At 67.0% G+C, this 15,501-nt stretch carries 9 protein-coding genes; 5 read left to right on the top strand and 4 right to left on the bottom strand.

The features are described from left to right. Positions 1-66: 66 nt before the first annotated feature. From H4O10_RS13060 to murD, 3 genes are all read left to right on the top strand, one after another. Positions 67-2,661, top strand: coding sequence for a bifunctional aspartate kinase/diaminopimelate decarboxylase (locus tag H4O10_RS13060; RefSeq protein WP_033835574.1), 2,595 nt, complete (start codon positions 67-69; stop codon positions 2,659-2,661). A gap of 70 nt (positions 2,662-2,731) precedes the next feature. Beyond that, entirely contained in the window at positions 2,732-4,084 is a 1,353-nt protein-coding gene (murL, locus tag H4O10_RS13055) for a UDP-N-acetyl-alpha-D-muramoyl-L-alanyl-L-glutamate epimerase (protein ID WP_049452243.1), read from the top strand. Beyond that, positions 4,065-5,474 carry a UDP-N-acetylmuramoyl-L-alanine--D-glutamate ligase gene (murD, locus tag H4O10_RS13050; RefSeq protein WP_033835576.1) on the top strand — a complete coding sequence of 470 codons (1,410 nt, stop codon included), beginning with the start codon at positions 4,065-4,067 and terminating at the stop codon, positions 5,472-5,474. Before murL ends, murD begins: the two co-directional genes overlap by 20 nt. A gap of 85 nt (positions 5,475-5,559) precedes the next feature. Here murD and H4O10_RS13045 read toward each other — a convergent pair whose 3' ends face one another. Next, positions 5,560-6,153 (bottom strand): SMI1/KNR4 family protein, encoded by a 594-nt coding sequence (locus tag H4O10_RS13045; protein WP_049452244.1) that lies wholly within the window; start codon positions 6,151-6,153, stop codon positions 5,560-5,562. A 133-nt stretch (positions 6,154-6,286) separates the two neighbouring features. Between H4O10_RS13045 and H4O10_RS13040 the strand changes: the two genes are divergently transcribed. Continuing rightward, a complete protein-coding gene (locus H4O10_RS13040; protein WP_049452245.1) occupies positions 6,287-7,078 on the top strand; it encodes a dienelactone hydrolase family protein in 792 nt (263 codons plus the stop codon). An 80-nt stretch (positions 7,079-7,158) separates the two neighbouring features. On the opposite strand, the gene H4O10_RS13035 is transcribed toward H4O10_RS13040, so the two are convergent. Continuing rightward, positions 7,159-8,157: a polyprenyl synthetase family protein gene (locus tag H4O10_RS13035; protein WP_049452246.1), complete on the bottom strand. Its 999-nt coding sequence runs from the start codon at positions 8,155-8,157 to the stop codon at positions 7,159-7,161. Between the two features lie 213 nt (positions 8,158-8,370). Between H4O10_RS13035 and H4O10_RS13030 the strand changes: the two genes are divergently transcribed. After that, the gene (locus H4O10_RS13030) at positions 8,371-9,984 is read left to right on the top strand and encodes an alpha-glucosidase (RefSeq protein ID WP_049452247.1); all 1,614 of its coding nucleotides are present in this window, start codon (positions 8,371-8,373) and stop codon (positions 9,982-9,984) included. 249 nt (positions 9,985-10,233) lie between these two features. Here H4O10_RS13030 and H4O10_RS13025 read toward each other — a convergent pair whose 3' ends face one another. Together H4O10_RS13025 and H4O10_RS13020 are read right to left on the bottom strand one after the other, a co-directional pair. Then, a complete protein-coding gene (locus H4O10_RS13025) occupies positions 10,234-13,002 on the bottom strand; it encodes a TonB-dependent receptor (protein ID WP_033833423.1) in 2,769 nt (922 codons plus the stop codon). 216 nt (positions 13,003-13,218) lie between these two features. Then, entirely contained in the window at positions 13,219-15,270 is a 2,052-nt protein-coding gene (locus tag H4O10_RS13020) for a glycoside hydrolase family 97 protein (RefSeq protein WP_033833405.1), read from the bottom strand. Between the last annotated feature and the right edge of the window lie 231 nt (positions 15,271-15,501).

Raw genomic sequence — 15,501 nt, 5'->3', positions numbered from 1 at the left:
TATTGCGCTTAGAATCAAAGGTTCCGCCCCCGAGGGCGGCTTCCCCACATTCTACATAGCCAATCCATGTCAGCTTCCCCCCTTGTCGATCGTTGGATCGTACTGAAGTTCGGCGGCACCTCGGTGTCGCGTCGTCACCGCTGGGACACGATCGGGAAGCTGGCGAAAAAACGCGCGGAAGAGACCGGCTCGCGCGTGCTGGTGGTGGTGTCGGCGCTGTCCGGGGTCACCAACGAACTGACCGCGATCGCCGATGGCGCGCCCGACAGCCGGGACCGCGTGGCGGCGCTGGTCGAACGCCATGAAGGCTTCCTGGCCGAGCTGGGCCTGGGGCGCGAGGTGCTGGCCGATCGCCTCGCCGCGCTGCAGGGCCTGCTCGACGACGCGCGTGCAGCCACCCGTCCGCTCGACTGGCAGGCCGAAGTGCTGGGCCAGGGCGAGCTGCTGTCCTCCACCCTGGGTGCGGCCTACCTGCGCGCGTCGGGCCTGGACATGGGCTGGATGGATGCCCGCCAGTGGCTGGACGCGATGCCGCCGCAGCCGAACCAGAGCGACTGGTCGCAGCGCCTGTCGGTGAACTGCCAGTGGCGTGCCGACGCGGAATGGATGCAGCGCTTCCGTGCGCAGCCGACCCGCCTGCTGATCACCCAGGGCTTCATCTCGCGGCACGCCGATGGCGGTACCGCCATCCTCGGCCGCGGTGGCTCGGATACCTCGGCGGCGTACTTCGGCGCGTTGCTGGGTGCCAGCCGGGTGGAGATCTGGACCGATGTGCCGGGCATGTTCAGCGCCAATCCGAAGGATGTGCCGGACGCGCGCCTGCTGACCCGCCTGGACTATTACGAGGCGCAGGAAATCGCCACCACCGGCGCCAAGGTGCTGCACCCGCGCTCGATCAAGCCGTGCCGCGATGCCGGCGTACCGATGGCCATCCTCGATACCGAGCGCCCGGAACTGCCGGGCACCAGCATCGATGGCAGCGCCGCGCCGGTACCAGGGGTGAAGGCGATCAGCCGCCGCAACGGCATCGTGCTGGTGTCGATGGAAGGCATCGGCATGTGGCAGCAGGTCGGCTTCCTGGCCGATGTGTTCAATCTGTTCAAGAAGCACGGCCTGTCGGTGGACCTGATCGGTTCGGCCGAAACCAACGTCACCGTGTCGCTGGATCCGTCCGAGAACCTGGTCAATACCGATGTGCTGGCCGCGCTGTCGGCCGACCTGTCGCAGATCTGCAAGGTGAAGGTGATCGTGCCGTGTGCGGCGATCACCCTGGTGGGCCGTGGCATGCGTTCGCTGCTGCACAAGCTGTCGGACGTGTGGGCCACCTTCGGCCGCGAGCGCGTGCACATGATCTCGCAGTCGTCCAATGACCTGAACCTGACCTTCGTCATCGACGAGGCCGATGCCGATGGCCTGCTGCCGGTGCTGCACGCCGAGCTGATCGACAGCGGCGCGATGCCGGTGGAAGAGACCGAAGTATTCGGCCCGCGCTGGCGCGAGATCGCCGGCACCGTGCGCCCGCGTGGCACGCCGTGGTGGCGGGGCCAGCGTGCGCACCTGCTGCAGCTGGCCGATGCCGGTACGCCGCGCTACGTCTACCACCTGCCGACCGTGCGCGCCCGCGCCCGCGCGCTGGCCGCGATCAAGCCGATCGACCAGCGCTACTACGCGATCAAGGCCAACAGCCACCCCGCCATCCTGCAGCTGCTGGAAGCCGAAGGCTTCGGCCTGGAGTGCGTGTCGCATGGCGAACTGAAGCATGTGTTCCAGCACCTGCCGGAACTGTCGCCCAAGCGCGTGCTGTTCACTCCCAGCTTCTGCCCGCGCAGCGAGTACGAAGCCGCATTCGCGCTGGGCGTGACCGTGACGGTCGACAACGTCGAGGCACTGCAGCGCTGGCCGGACCTGTTCCGCAACCGCGAGCTGTGGCTGCGCGTCGACCTGGGCCGTGGCGAAGGCCACCACGCCAAGGTCCGTACCGGTGGCAAGGAGTCCAAGTTCGGCCTGCCGATCGCCCGTGTCGATGAGTTCGTGCGCGCGGCCACTGATCTGGGCAGCCGCGTGGTCGGTCTGCACGCGCACCTGGGCAGCGGTGTGGAGACCGCGCAGCACTGGCGCCTGATGTGCGATGAGCTGGCCGGTTTCGCCCGCCGCATCGGCAGCGTGCAGACCATCGACATCGGCGGCGGCCTGCCGATTCCGTATTCCGCCGAGGACGAGCCGTTCGACCTGGATGCCTGGGCCGAGGGCCTGGCCGAGGTCAAGGCGCTGCATCCGGCGTTCCGCCTGGCGATCGAGCCGGGCCGCTACCTGGTAGCCGAATCCGGCGTGCTGCTGACCCACGCCACCCAGGTGGTGGAAAAGGACGGCGTGCGCCGCGTCGGCCTGGATGCCGGCATGAATGCATTGATGCGCCCGGCCCTGTACGACGCCTGGCACGACATCGAGAACCTCAGCCGCCAGGGTGGCTACGCTGAGGCCGCATTCGATGTGGTCGGCCCGATCTGCGAGTCCAGCGACGTGTTCGGCAAGCGCCGCAAGCTGCCGGTGTCGACCGCGCCGGACGACGTGATGCTGATCGCCGATGCCGGCGCCTACGGCTATTCGATGGCCAACACCTACAACCAGCGGATGCTGCCGCGCGAAGACGTGATCGAATGATCGCCGCCCTGCACCCGCCCACCGACACGCCCCGCGCCCTCGCGCGGGCCCGTGCCTGAACGGATACACCATGACTGCTTTCGACAAACACCAGATTTCCCGCTTCCGCTTCGTCCGCTGCGAATTCGCCGCGGAGACCGGCGTGGCCAGGCTGGTCTATGCCTTTGATGACGGCCCGGAGATGGTGGAGACCATCACCGTGCCCGGCGCCCCGTTCGTGCTGGACGAGGCGCGTACCGCCGCCGTGCAGCGCGCGCTGCAGCTGCTGCACCTCATCGCCGGTGTCAGCTACTACAAGGCGGGCGTGCCGGAGACGGTCAGCATCGACAGCTACAGCATCGATGCCGATACCGCCGCACTGGTGGAGACCATTTACCTCAACGGCCTGGGCGAATTCGCCTACCGCAATGGCCTGAACCTGCGCGGCCGCTTCCGGTTGCCGGTGCAGGGCGAGGCCGTGCAGGCGCCGTCGCTGGGCCTGCAGCCGCACGCGCTGGTGGCCATCGGCGGCGGCAAGGATTCGCTGGTCAGCATCGAAGCGCTGCGCCGTGCCGGCGTGGACGAGACCGTGACCTGGATCGGTGGCTCGCAGCTGATCCGTGCGTGCGCCGAGCGCACCGGCCTGCCGACATTGAACCTGGGCCGCACGCTGGCACCTGAACTGTTCGAGTTGAATCGCCAGGGCGCATGGAACGGCCATATCCCGGTGACGGTGGTGAACTCGGCGATCATGGTGCTGGCCGCGTTGCTGCACGGCGTGGACCAGGTGGTGTTCTCCAACGAGCGCTCGGCCAGCTACGGCAGCCAGATTCCAGGCACCGGCGAAGTGAATCATCAGTGGTCCAAGGGCTGGGCCTGCGAGCAGGCGTTCGGCAGCCATGTGCAGAAGTACGTGGCGGCGGACCTGCAGTACTACTCGCTGCTGCGCCCGATGTCCGAGCTGGCGGTGGCCCGCCAGTTCGCCAAGAGTGACTTCTACGACGCGCATTTCTCCAGCTGCAACCGCAACTTCCACATCCTCGGCGAGCGCCCGGTGAACCGCTGGTGCGGCGTCTGCCCGAAGTGCCACTTCGTTTTCCTGGCGCTGGCCCCGTTCATGCCCAAGACGCGCCTGGTGCGCATCTTCGGCCGCAACCTGCTGGATGATGTCGAGCAGGCCGGTGGCTTCGATGCGCTGCTGGAATTCCAGGACCACAAGCCGTTCGAATGCGTGGGCGAAGGCCGCGAATCGCGTGCGGCGATGGCGACCCTGGCGCAGCGCCCGGAGTGGAAGGAAGACGTGCTGGTGAAGCGCTTCTGCAACGAGATCCAGCCGCAGCTGGATGCCGCCGAACTGGAACTGGCACCGCTGCTGCAGCTGCAGGGCGAGCACCGGGTTCCGGCTGCGCTGTGGGAACGGGTGCGTGAAGATTTCGAAGCTTGAAGGAAAGCGCGTTGCGCTGTGGGGCTGGGGTCGTGAGGGCCGCGCCGCGTTTGCGGTACTGCGAGAGCGCCTGCCCACGCTGCCGCTGAGCCTGTTCTGCCCGGCGGCCGAAGTCGAGGCCGCACGCGTTGAAACACAGGGCGCCCTGGACGTGCGTGGCGAGCCTTCCGCTGAAGCGCTGGCCGCGTTTGACGTGGTGATCAAGTCTCCCGGCATCAGCCCCTACCAGCCAATCGCGCTGGCGGCGGAAGGGCAGGGCACCCGCTTCATTGGTGGCACCGCGCTGTGGTTCGCCGAACACGCGGCCGACGATGGCATCGTGCACGACACCGTGTGCGTGACCGGTACCAAGGGCAAGAGCACCACCACCGCGCTGGTCGCGCACCTGCTGCGTGCCGCCGGCCACTGTACCGGCCTGGTCGGCAACATCGGCCTGCCGCTGCTGGAAGTGCTGGACCCGCAGCCCGCGCCCGAGTACTGGGCGGTGGAACTGTCCAGTTACCAGACCGGGGAAGTGGCGCGCAGTGGCGCCCACCCGCAGGTGGCGGTGGTGCTGAACCTGTTCCCCGAACACCTGGACTGGCACGGCAGCGAACAGCGATACATCGAAGACAAACTGCGGCTGGTGACCGAAGCTGCGCCGCGCATTGCCGTGCTCAACGCGGCCGATCCACACTTGGCCGCGCTGTCGTTGCCTGACAGCGAGGTGGTCTGGTTCAACCAGCCGCAGGGCTGGCATATGCGCGGTGACATCGTGCATCGCGGCGAGCAGCCCGTATTCGATACCCGCAACACGCCGCTGCCGGGCCGTCACAACCGCGGCAATCTGTGCGCGGTGCTGGCTGCACTGGAAGCACTGGGCCTGGATGCGGTGACGCTGGCACCGGCAGTGCAGGATTTCCGTCCGCTGCCGAACCGCCTGCAGCGCATCGGCGTGGCCGATGGCCTGACCTACGTCAACGATTCGATCAGCACCACGCCGCATGCCAGCCTGGCCGCGCTGGAGTGCTTTGCCGGCCAGCGCATCGCGCTGCTGGTGGGCGGGCATGACCGCGGCCTGGACTGGACCGATTTCATGCAGCACATGGCGCACGACGTGCCGCCGGTGGAGATCGTGACCATGGGCAGCAACGGCCCGCGCATCCACGCCATGCTGCAGCCGCTGGCCGATGCCGGCCGCTTCGGCCTGCACGCCGCCGCTGATCTGCCGGAGGCAATGGCGCTGGCGCGTGCCGCGCTGGGTGCGCAGGGCGGGGTGGTGCTGCTGTCGCCGGGTGCGCCCAGTTTTGGTGCCTACCGCGATTACGTGGCGCGTGGCCGTCATTTCGCCGAACTGGCCGGATTCGATCCGGACAGCATCAGCGCGATTCCGGGGTTGGGCATCGGGTAGAGCCGGTCGCTGGCCGGCAACCCGGGGTACCGTATCCACGCATGGCGTGGATCTACTGTAGAGCCGAGCCCACGCTCGGCTGCCTTCATTGATCCTCGTCGATGAACGCGTAGCCGCCGTCGATCAGCTGCTGCAGGTACGCATCGAAGCTAGGCGCGATGACCGCATAGCTGTCCGGATCGTGCAGATAACGCACCACCTGGCCCACGCTGCCGCCCGGTGCGGGATCGAAATCCAGATACAGCATTGATGTGCCACCGTTGTTCATGCAGTGCGAGAAGCACAGGCGGCGGTTCATCGGCAGATCGGCGTCGATGCCATCGCCGAGGATCTCCGGCTCGTCATCCAGCCATTCCTCGTAGATGGAACGAATGCTGTCGTCCCACTGCTGCTGGTCCTCGAAGATCTGCGCCACCGAGCGCAGGTAGTACGGGTAGCCGCCGTCCTCCACGTCCGATCCCAGCATCAGCACGCAGACCTCGCCGCCGGGGTATTCGCGGAAATGGGTGCCATCCACCTGGGACAGCAGCGTGAGCAGGCTGTCAGGGACCTGTGGCCACTGCGCGCGCAGACGCTGCAGGTCTTCTGCGCTGGCGCCCTGGACGTGAGCCCATTGTGGGGCATCGTCGGCAGGCAGGCGTGGGATCAGGCCAGACAGAAAACGGTCAACAAGGTTCATGCGAAAAAGGGGACGGAGGGGATTAAGTCGTATCCAACCACACCTGCGTCACGTCGCCAATGCAGAATGCGACGCGGGAGGGGCGAATACGGCTTAATCCCCTCCGTCCCCTTTTTTCTTGCGGAGCAGGCGCATGAATCGTTGGCGATGCGGTCTGGCGGTGATGCTGGGGCTGGCGGCGATGCCGGCGTGGGCGGCGATGAAGACCCAGCCGGTGGAGTGGAAACACCAGGGCACGACCTTCGGTGGCGTGCTGGTCTATGACGATGGCGACAACGACAAGCGTCCGGGGCTGGTGATGGTGCCGAACTGGAAGGGTGTGAACGAGTCGGCCATCGAGAAGGCCAAGCAGCTGGCGGGCGATGATTACGTGGTGCTGGTGGCCGATGTGTACGGCAAGGGCGTGCGGCCGAAGACCGATGCCGAGGCCGGGCCGGTGGCGACCAAGCTGCGCAACGACCGGCCGTTGCTGCGGGCACGTGCGCTGGAAGCGGTGAACGTGCTCAAGGCGCAGGCCGGCAAGGTGCCGCTCGATGCCAGCCGGATCGGTGCGGTGGGCTTCTGCTTTGGCGGCACCACGGTGCTGGAGCTGGCCCGTGCAGGTGCGCCGTTGGCCGGTGTGGTCAGCCTGCACGGCGGGCTGGGTTCACCGCTGCCGGCGCAGGCCGGTGGCAGTCACCCGTCGGTGCTGGTGCTCAACGGTGCCGACGACAGGAGCGTGACCGCCGAGGATATCGCCGGTTTCCAGAGGGAAATGAACGCGGCCAAGGTCGACTGGGAGTTCACCAACTACAGCGGGGCGGTGCACTGCTTCGCCGAGCGCGATGCCAACAGCCCGCCGGGGTGCCAGTACAACGAGCGGGCGGCCAAGCGCGCGTGGAAGGCGCTGGATGAGTTCTTCGAGGAGCGCTTCGAGAAACGTTGATCCGCGCAGCGGCCGGCACTACCGGATGCGGTCAATGCGAGCGTTTCCGTGCCGACCGTTGGTCGGCACACCTCAACCGATCAATGCGAGCGCTGCACCGCGTAACGCGCCAGGCCGCGCAGGGCGGCGACGGCGTCGTTGTCGCCCAGACCATCGAGCGCACGCTCGGCGGCTTCGGCATATTCCTCGGCACGCGCGCGGCTGTACTCCAGGCCGCCGGTAGCACGGATCGCGGCCAGCACTTCCGGCATCGCCGAAGCGTCGCCGTCCTGCACGATGGTGCGCAGGCGCTCGCGGGTGGCGTCGTCGGAGTGGGCCATCGCGTGGATCAGCGGCAGCGTGGCCTTGCCCTCGGCGAGGTCGTCGCCCAGATTCTTGCCCAGTTCCTCGGCATTGGCCGAGTAGTCCAGCACGTCGTCGGCTATCTGGAACGCGTAGCCCAGGTGCATGCCGTAGTCGAACAAGGCCTGCTGGGTGGCTTCGTCCACGCCGCTGGCCAGCGCACCCAAGCGGGTGCCGGCGGCGAACAGCACCGCGGTCTTGCGCTCGATCACGCGCAGGTAGGCGGCTTCGTCGGTATCCGGGTTGTGCACGTGCAGCAGCTGCAGCACTTCACCCTCGGCGATGCGGTTGGTGGCATCGGCCAGGATCTGCATCACCGACATGCGCTCCAGCTCGACCATCAGCTGGAAGCTGCGCGAGTACAGGAAGTCGCCGACCAGCACGCTGGGCGCGTTGCCCCACAGCGCGTTGGCGGTGCTGCGGCCACGGCGCAGGCTGGATTCGTCCACCACGTCATCGTGCAGCAGGGTGGAGGTATGGATGAACTCGATGATCGCCGCCAGCTGGTGGTGCTCCGGACCGGCCTGGCCGACCGCGTGACCCGCCAGCATCACCAGCATCGGGCGCAGGCGCTTGCCGCCGGCGGAAATGATGTGGTCGGCGATCTGGTTGATCAGCACGACGTCCGAGGACAGGCGGCGCCGGATCAGGGCGTCGACGGCGGCCATGTCGGCCGCGGCAAGCGACTGGATCTGGGGCAGGCCCAGGGCGGGACGGGTGTCTTCGGTGATGGTCATGCGATCAGGCTTTCAGGCTCACCACCGATTATAGGCGCTGGCCGTGAATTCGGGCGCAAACGGGGCTGGCCGGCGTTCCCGGCCCCGCAAACGCTGCCGCCTGCGTGAATACGTATGCAGGTTGCGCCATGCCCGCGAGGCCGCCGCTAAGCTTGCCGGACAGGATTTCGGCCCGCTTCTGGCGGGTCCCGCATGCCCGGAGGGGGGCTGTCGATGTCGCACTATCCATGGTGGCGCGGAGCCGTCATCTACCAGATCTACCCGCGCAGCTACCTCGATGCCAACGGCGATGGCGTGGGCGACCTGCCGGGCATCATCCAGCGCCTGGACCATATTGCCGCGCTGGGCGTGGACGCGATCTGGATCTCGCCGTTCTTCAAGTCGCCGATGGCCGACTTCGGCTACGACATCGCCGACTATCGCGACGTCGACCCGCTGTTCGGCAGCCTGGACGACTTCGACCGTCTACTGGCCAAGGCGCACGACCTGGGCCTGAAGGTGATGATCGACCAGGTGTTGAGCCATACCTCGATCGAGCACGCCTGGTTCCGCGAGAGCCGCCAGGACCGCAGTAATCCGAAGGCCGACTGGTACGTCTGGGCCGACCCGCGCGAGGACGGCACCCCGCCCAACAACTGGCTGTCGCTGTTCGGCGGCGGCGCCTGGCAGTGGGAACCGCGCCGTGAGCAGTACTACCTGCACAACTTCCTGGTCGACCAGCCGGACCTGAACTTCCACAACCCGGACGTGCAGCAGGCCACCCTGGACAATGTGCGGTTCTGGCTGGACCGCGGCGTGGACGGCTTCCGCCTGGATGCGATCAACTTCTGCTTCCACGACGCGCAGCTGCGCGATAACCCGCCCAAGCCGGCGGACAAGCGCGTGGGCCGCGGCTTCAGTCCGGACAACCCGTACGCCTACCAGTACCACTTCTACAACAACACCCAACCGGAGAACCTGCCATTCCTGGAGCAGCTGCGCGCGCTGCTGGATGAGTATCCGGGCGCGGTGAGCCTGGGCGAGATCTCGTCGGAAGACTCGCTGGCCACCACCGCCGAGTACACCCAGGACGGCCGCCTGCACATGGGCTACAGCTTCGAGCTGCTGGTGGACGACTACAGCGCGGCCTACATCCGCGACACGGTCTCCCGGCTGGAAGCGGCGATGACCGAAGGCTGGCCGTGCTGGGCGGTTTCGAATCACGATGTGGAACGCGCGGTCAGCCGCTGGGGCGGCTATCCGGCCGATCCGCGCCTGGCGCGGATGCTGGTGGCGATGCTGTGCTCGCTGCGCGGCTCGGTGTGCCTGTACCAGGGCGAGGAGCTGGGCCTGGCCGAGGCCGAGGTGCCGTTCGAGGCGCTGCAGGACCCGTATGGCATCACCTTCTGGCCGAATTTCAAGGGCCGCGACGGTTGCCGCACCCCGCTGCCGTGGACCGACGCTCCGCTGGCTGGCTTTACCTCCGGCACGCCCTGGCTGCCGATCCCGGCCGAGCACCGGGCGGCGGCGGTGGCCGTGCAGGAGGGCGACCCGCACTCGGTCCTGGCGGCGTTCCGCGCCTTCCTGGCCTGGCGGCGTAGCCAGCCGGCGCTCCTGCATGGCAGCATCCGGTTCATCGAAAGCGCCGAGCCAGTGCTGCTTTTCGAGCGTATGCTTGCAGATGAAACCCTCCTGCTGGCTTTCAACCTGTCGGCCGAGGCGGTGAGCCATCCGCTGCCGCCGGGCAACTGGCAGCAGGTGGCGGTACCGGGCCCGGATGCGGGCACGGTGCAGGGCAATGAACTCCAGCTGCCGCCGCGTGCGGTGTATTGCGCCCGACGCAGCTGACCGTTTTCTCCGGTGGCGGTACTTGCGGGGACGGGGCCGAAGCGCCCCGTCCCTTTTTTGTGGGTGGGATTGCGGTGAAGGGCATCCACGCATGGCGTGGATCTACTGGTTGGGGTGTCCCTAGGTAGATCCACGCTCTGCGTGGATGGGCATTCGCGCAAAAGAAAACCCGCTGCCTGCGCAGCGGGTTTTCCGGTCCTGCTCCCTGTTTTCTGTTGCCGGCCAGCGGCCGGCACTACCCGGTCGTGGTCAGAACTTGTAGTTCACGCCCAGCATGTAGGTGCGGCCCCACTCGATGTACTCCAGCGGGCGGTCCTTGCTGCCGGCGTAGGTGCGGTACGGCTCGTTGGTCAGGTTGCTGCCCTGCAGCAGCAGGGTCAGCCCGCGCAGGCTGCTGCTGTCGCTGAAGGTGTAGCTGATCTGCGCATCGGTCACGTTCTCGCCCACTACGTAACGCAGTGTGCGGTTGCCGTTGAAGTTGCCGATCTCACCGATGAAGTCCGAGCGGCGACGCTGGCTCACGCGTGCTTCAAAGCCACTGCGTTCGTAGTAGGCGGTGAAGTTGTAGACGCGCTTGGACAGGCCCGGCAGGCTGATCGGGTCGGTGCCCACGCTGGAGGCGCTTTCCGGATCCAGGATGGTGATGTCGCTCTTGTTGAAGGTCGCGCTGGCCTGCACGCCGAAGCCGCGCAGGCTGTCGGTCAGCATCTCCAGCGGGAACGACCCGGTCAGCTCCAGCCCCTTCAACGTGCCGCCCTTGCCGTTCTGCGGCGTGGAGAAGGTGCCGGTGGTCAGCACCGGCGCGGTCATGCCCGGCGGCGGCACGTAGTTGCCCAGCAGGCCGCTGAAGTCGTAGTTGTCCACCGACTGCGTGTAGACGTAGCTCTTCAGGTCCTTGTAGAAGATGGCCGCAGCCACGTAGGCCTTCTCGCCGAAGTACTTCTCATAGGACAGGTCCAGTGCGGTGGCGCGCCACGGGTCCAGCAAAGGGTTGCCGCCACTGCCGCCGGGGCGGCCGTTGTTGGTGTCCACGCCGAATTCCAGGCCGGCACGCATCTGGTCCACGCGCGGGCGCGCGACCTGCTTGGCGGCGGCGAAGCGCAGCGTCTGCTGGTGCGGGAACATGAACACCAGGTTCAAGCTCGGCAGCCAATCCTTGTAGGTCTTGCCGGCAGAGAAGGGCTGGATGTTGCTGCCCGCCGGCTGCGAGCTGTCCCAGTAGCGTGAATCCGAGCTCTGGTCGGTGTGCTGCATCTGCACGCCGATGTTGCCGCGCACGCCGACCACGCCGATGTCGGTGTTGATGTTCAGGCGTGCCCACGCGGTGGTGATCTTCTCCTCGACCGTCCACGACTTGGGAATCAGGTAGTCCAGGTTGTCGACCGGGTTGAAGGTCATGTAGCGACCCACGGCTGCCGGCACGTTCCACGAGGGGATGTAGCCGATGCCGGCGAAACCGAGGTTGACCGGGCGGTACTGCAGGTCCGGGGCGATGGTGGATTCGCCTTGGGCACCGAGCAGGATGTTGCCTTCGGCCTGGGCCTTCTGCTTGCGACGGTCGGCATAGTTCACGCCCACGTCCACATCCGAGAACCAGCTGGACATGGCCTCGGGAACCGGCAACGTCGCCGCCAGCTTGGCGCCCTTCAAGCGGTCTTCGACCTCCGGCACCTTGCCGTAGCCGGAACCATAGATCGTGTTGGTCAGGAACAGGCTGTCCGGATTGGAGTAGTCACGCCCCGGCGTGATCTGCGAGAAGCTGTTGTTGTTCACCACCAGGCCGATCGTGTCGAACTGCGGGCGCGGCACCAGCTGCAGGTTGTTTTCCAGGTTGATCTCACGGCGGGTCGCCTTGGAGTAGTTCAGGTCGGCGACCAGCTTCACGCCACCGACGTTGAACTCGTTGTTCCAGCCGAACGCATCGATCTTGTCCTTGCGCTTGTTGTACATGCCGCGCACCAGCGGGTACGCATTGCTGATCGTGCCACCGGTGAAGCTGCCATCGGCATTGCGGCCGACATTGCTGAACACAGGCAGGATCGCGTTGGGATTGTTGCCGTCTTCGCCATTGCCACTAAGGCTCAGTTCGAACTGGTTGGCGGTGTCGATCTGCTCGGCTTCAGTGTGGAACGCATCGAAGGTGCTGGTCCAGCTGTTGTTCGGGCGGAACTGGATCGTCGCCATCACGCCGTCGCGCTTGTTGTTGCCGGTACGGCGCAGTGCCTTGATGCCGTCGGTGAAGTAGGTGCCTGGCGCGATTCCGCGACGCTCGCCCTTGTCGGTGTGTTCGGTGGTCCAGGGCTCGTACAGGCCGACCTGGTTCTCCTGGATCGGCATGTCGCTGTGCGCGTAGCCGATGGCGATGCCCAGGGTGTTGTCGAAGAACTGGTCGATGTAGCTGGCGCTGAAGCGGTTGCCGTACGGATCGACGTTGGCGGCGCGGCCCAGCGAACTCTTCTGGTAGCGGCCGCTGACCGCGATCACGCGCTCGCCGAAGCTGAGCGGGCGCGCGGTCTGCATGTCGATGGTGCCCGACAGGCCCTGGCCGACCAGCGCCGCGTCCGGGGTCTTGTAGACGGTCACGCCGTTGACCAGCTCGGACGGGTACTGGTCGAACTCGACACCGCGGTTGTCGCCGGTGCTGACCACTTCACGGCCATTGAGCAGGGTGGTGGCGAAGTCCGGTGACAGGCCGCGCACGCTGATCACCTGCGCACGGCCGGCCACGCGCTGGGCGGCCAGGCCGGGCAGGCGCGAGATGGATTCGGCGATGCTGACGTCGGGCAGCTTGCCGATGTCTTCGGCGGAAATCGCCTCGACCACCGAGGTGGCGTCCTGTTTGACCGCGATCGCGCTCTCGATGCCGCGGCGGATACCGGTGACCTGCACCGTATCCAGGTTGGTGGCGGCGGTGCCGGCCGGCGTGGTGGTGCTCTGCGTGGACTGTGCCGACGCCAGCGTCGGCGCCAGCACAACGGCCAGCGCGAGACTCAGCGCACTGCGCTTGTGGTTCAACATTTTCCCCTCCCAGGCAATGTTGCAGATCGATTCGTGAACGTCCCGGCGGTGCCGTGAACGTGCGACGCGGTGGCCGCTGTCGTCGCCGCTATGGTAGGCAGCGCATTCTTCGCGGGAATCACCCTGCATACGTATTCAATGGCGTTTGCAGGGGTGTAATCGCTTTCAGATCCTGCTTGCGGTGGTGCCGGCCAGCGGCCGGCACTACCGGGGCATTCACAGCGGCGTGAAGCGAATGGCCTGCCCACCGCCCGGTGCCAGCACCAGCGTCAGTGCATCGGCGCTGGTCACCTCGCGGGTTTCGCGCGCGAACGCGAACGGATTGCTGCGGAAATCAGCGCCTTCGCCATCGCGGTAGATCTCGGCGCGATAGCGCACGCCTGGCTCCAGGAAGCCCAGCGATACCGGCAGCACGCGGCCGTGTTCGTCGGTGATGCTGCCAAGGAACCAGTCACGGCTGTTGCGGTCGCGGCGCACGATCGTCACGTAGTCGCCCACTTCGCCATCGAGCACGCGGCTCTGCTCCCAGTCCACCGCCACGTCCTCGATGAAGCGGAATGCCTCGCGGTGCTGCAGGTAGTGCTCGGGCAGGTCGGCGGCCATCTGGATCGGGCTGTACAGCACCACGTACAGCGCCAGCTGGCGGGCCAGCGTGCTGGGGATGGCCTGGCCGTGGCGGCCCTTCAGGCTGAGGATGCCGGGGGTGTAATCCATCGGCCCGGCCAGCATGCGGGTGAACACCAGGTTGACCTCGTGCTCCGGCGGGTTCGGCGGCTGGCCCCAGGCGTTGTACTCCATGCCGCGCGCGCCTTCGCGCGAGATCCAGTTGGGGTAGGTGCGGCGCAGGCCGGTGTCCTTGATCGGCTCATGCGGGTTCACCGACAGGTGCCGGCGCGCAGCCTCCTGCACCACCTTCAGGTGATGGCGGGCCATGAACTGCCCGTCGTGCCACTCGCGCCACAGCGGGCCCCCCGTGGGATTGCGGCGGTCGACCTGGCCATCGTCGCAGACGTAGCCGGTCTTGAACTGGTCCACGCCCAGCCGTGCGTACAGGTCCAGCGCGGCGCCCAATTGATCCTCGTAGTGCTCGATGGCGCAGCCGGTTTCATGGTGGCCGATCAGGTGCACACCCTTTTTCAGGCCATATGCCGACAGCGCCTCGATGTCGAAATCAGGCGTGGCCCGGGTGAAATCGAAGTCGTAGCCGTTGCCCACCCACATGCCGTCCCAGCCCGGATTCCAGCCCTCCACCAGCACGCCGCGGAAGCCATGCGCGGCGGCGAAGTCGATCACCTTCTTCGTCCTGGCGGTGGTGGCCGCGTGCTTCGGCCCCGTGGCCCAGCTCTCGTTGTCCAGGTGCATCGACCACCACACGCCCACGTACTTGGCCGGCTTCACCCAGCTCACATCGCCCAGCGCATTGGGCTCGTTGAGGTTGAGGATCAGGTCCGATTCGACCAGGCCACCGGCGCGGTCGGCGATCTGCAGCGTGCGCCAGGGCGTGGCGAAGGGCAGGGCACGACGCACCTTCCAGCCTTCGGCCGAGGGTGACAGCTGCGCGCGCAGGCGTTGTCCCTCGGTGCGCCGCAGCCACATGCCGGCGTAGTCCACCAGAGCGGCCTCGTGAATGGCCACATGCAGGCCATCGCGGCTGCGCACGGTCATCGGCGTATGCACCAGCGGCACCTCGCGCAGCGGCGTGCGCTGGTACAGATATTCGTAGTGGATCGGCTCGCCGGCGGGGATCCACCAGGCGGTGGATTCAGGCGCGATGGCGAACTCGGTCAGTTCGTCATCGATGATCGCCTCGTGCAGGTTCGGCTGTTCGGGGAACACATAGCGGAAGCCCAGGCCATCGTCGTAGGCGCGGAACACCACATCCAGCCGACGCTTGCTGCCGGTGGTTTCGGCCAGCTGCACGGTCAGCTCGTTGAAGTGGTTGCGGGTGAGCCGGCGCTCGCCCCACGGCTGCTCCCAGCGGTCGTCGACGCTGCGCCGCTGCTGGCCAAGCAGGGCGAAATCGCGGTCCAGGCGGCCGTCGCGCAGGGCGAAGCCGAGCTTGGAATCCTCCACCACGGGTTCGCCGAAACGCTCGACGCGGTAGCGGGCGGTGCCGCCGTCCAGCACGAGGCTGACCTTGAGCACCTTGCCGGGTGATTCGACGCTGGCGACCTGTGGCGCGGCCTGCGCCAGCGTGGCCACGCCCAACAGGGCCAGGCCGAACATGTGCGCGAACAGCGCGCGTACAACCGTGTGTGACATCGGCATTTCCCCTCCCAAGGCGCCGTTGGCAGACCCGGACCATAAGCCAGCGCAGCAGGCGCGCTACCGCGTGGCGCCATGAATACGTATGCAGCTGGACGCAGCCGACAGCCCCGCGTCTACCATGGGGCCAAGGCACCTTGAGGGAGGGGCCGCGCCCGCCCGTCGGCAACGACGGTGCGGACCTACAACGCGTGCAGAGAGGGAGGGAGGCCGACGGGCGCAAGCCGGTCCGCC

The sequence above is a fragment of the Stenotrophomonas sp. I18B00994 genome, assembly GCF_014145825.1.
Lineage (GTDB): Bacteria > Pseudomonadota > Gammaproteobacteria > Xanthomonadales > Xanthomonadaceae > Stenotrophomonas > Stenotrophomonas maltophilia.
Note: the sequence above shows the minus strand (reverse complement) of the source record. Positions and strands in the feature narration are given on the sequence as shown.

What these genes read in the sequence shown, in the direction of transcription:
- H4O10_RS13060 (WP_033835574.1), top strand. Translation starts at nt 67, where the DNA reads ATGTCAGCTTCCCCCCTTGTCGATCGTTGGATCGTACTGAAGTTCGGC.
- murL (WP_049452243.1), top strand. Translation starts at nt 2,732, where the DNA reads ATGACTGCTTTCGACAAACACCAGATTTCCCGCTTCCGCTTCGTCCGC.
- H4O10_RS13045 (WP_049452244.1), bottom strand. Translation starts at nt 6,153, where the DNA reads ATGAACCTTGTTGACCGTTTTCTGTCTGGCCTGATCCCACGCCTGCCT.
- H4O10_RS13040 (WP_049452245.1), top strand. Translation starts at nt 6,287, where the DNA reads ATGAATCGTTGGCGATGCGGTCTGGCGGTGATGCTGGGGCTGGCGGCG.
- H4O10_RS13035 (WP_049452246.1), bottom strand. Translation starts at nt 8,157, where the DNA reads ATGACCATCACCGAAGACACCCGTCCCGCCCTGGGCCTGCCCCAGATC.
- H4O10_RS13030 (WP_049452247.1), top strand. Translation starts at nt 8,371, where the DNA reads ATGTCGCACTATCCATGGTGGCGCGGAGCCGTCATCTACCAGATCTAC.
- H4O10_RS13025 (WP_033833423.1), bottom strand. Translation starts at nt 13,002, where the DNA reads ATGTTGAACCACAAGCGCAGTGCGCTGAGTCTCGCGCTGGCCGTTGTG.
- H4O10_RS13020 (WP_033833405.1), bottom strand. Translation starts at nt 15,270, where the DNA reads ATGCCGATGTCACACACGGTTGTACGCGCGCTGTTCGCGCACATGTTC.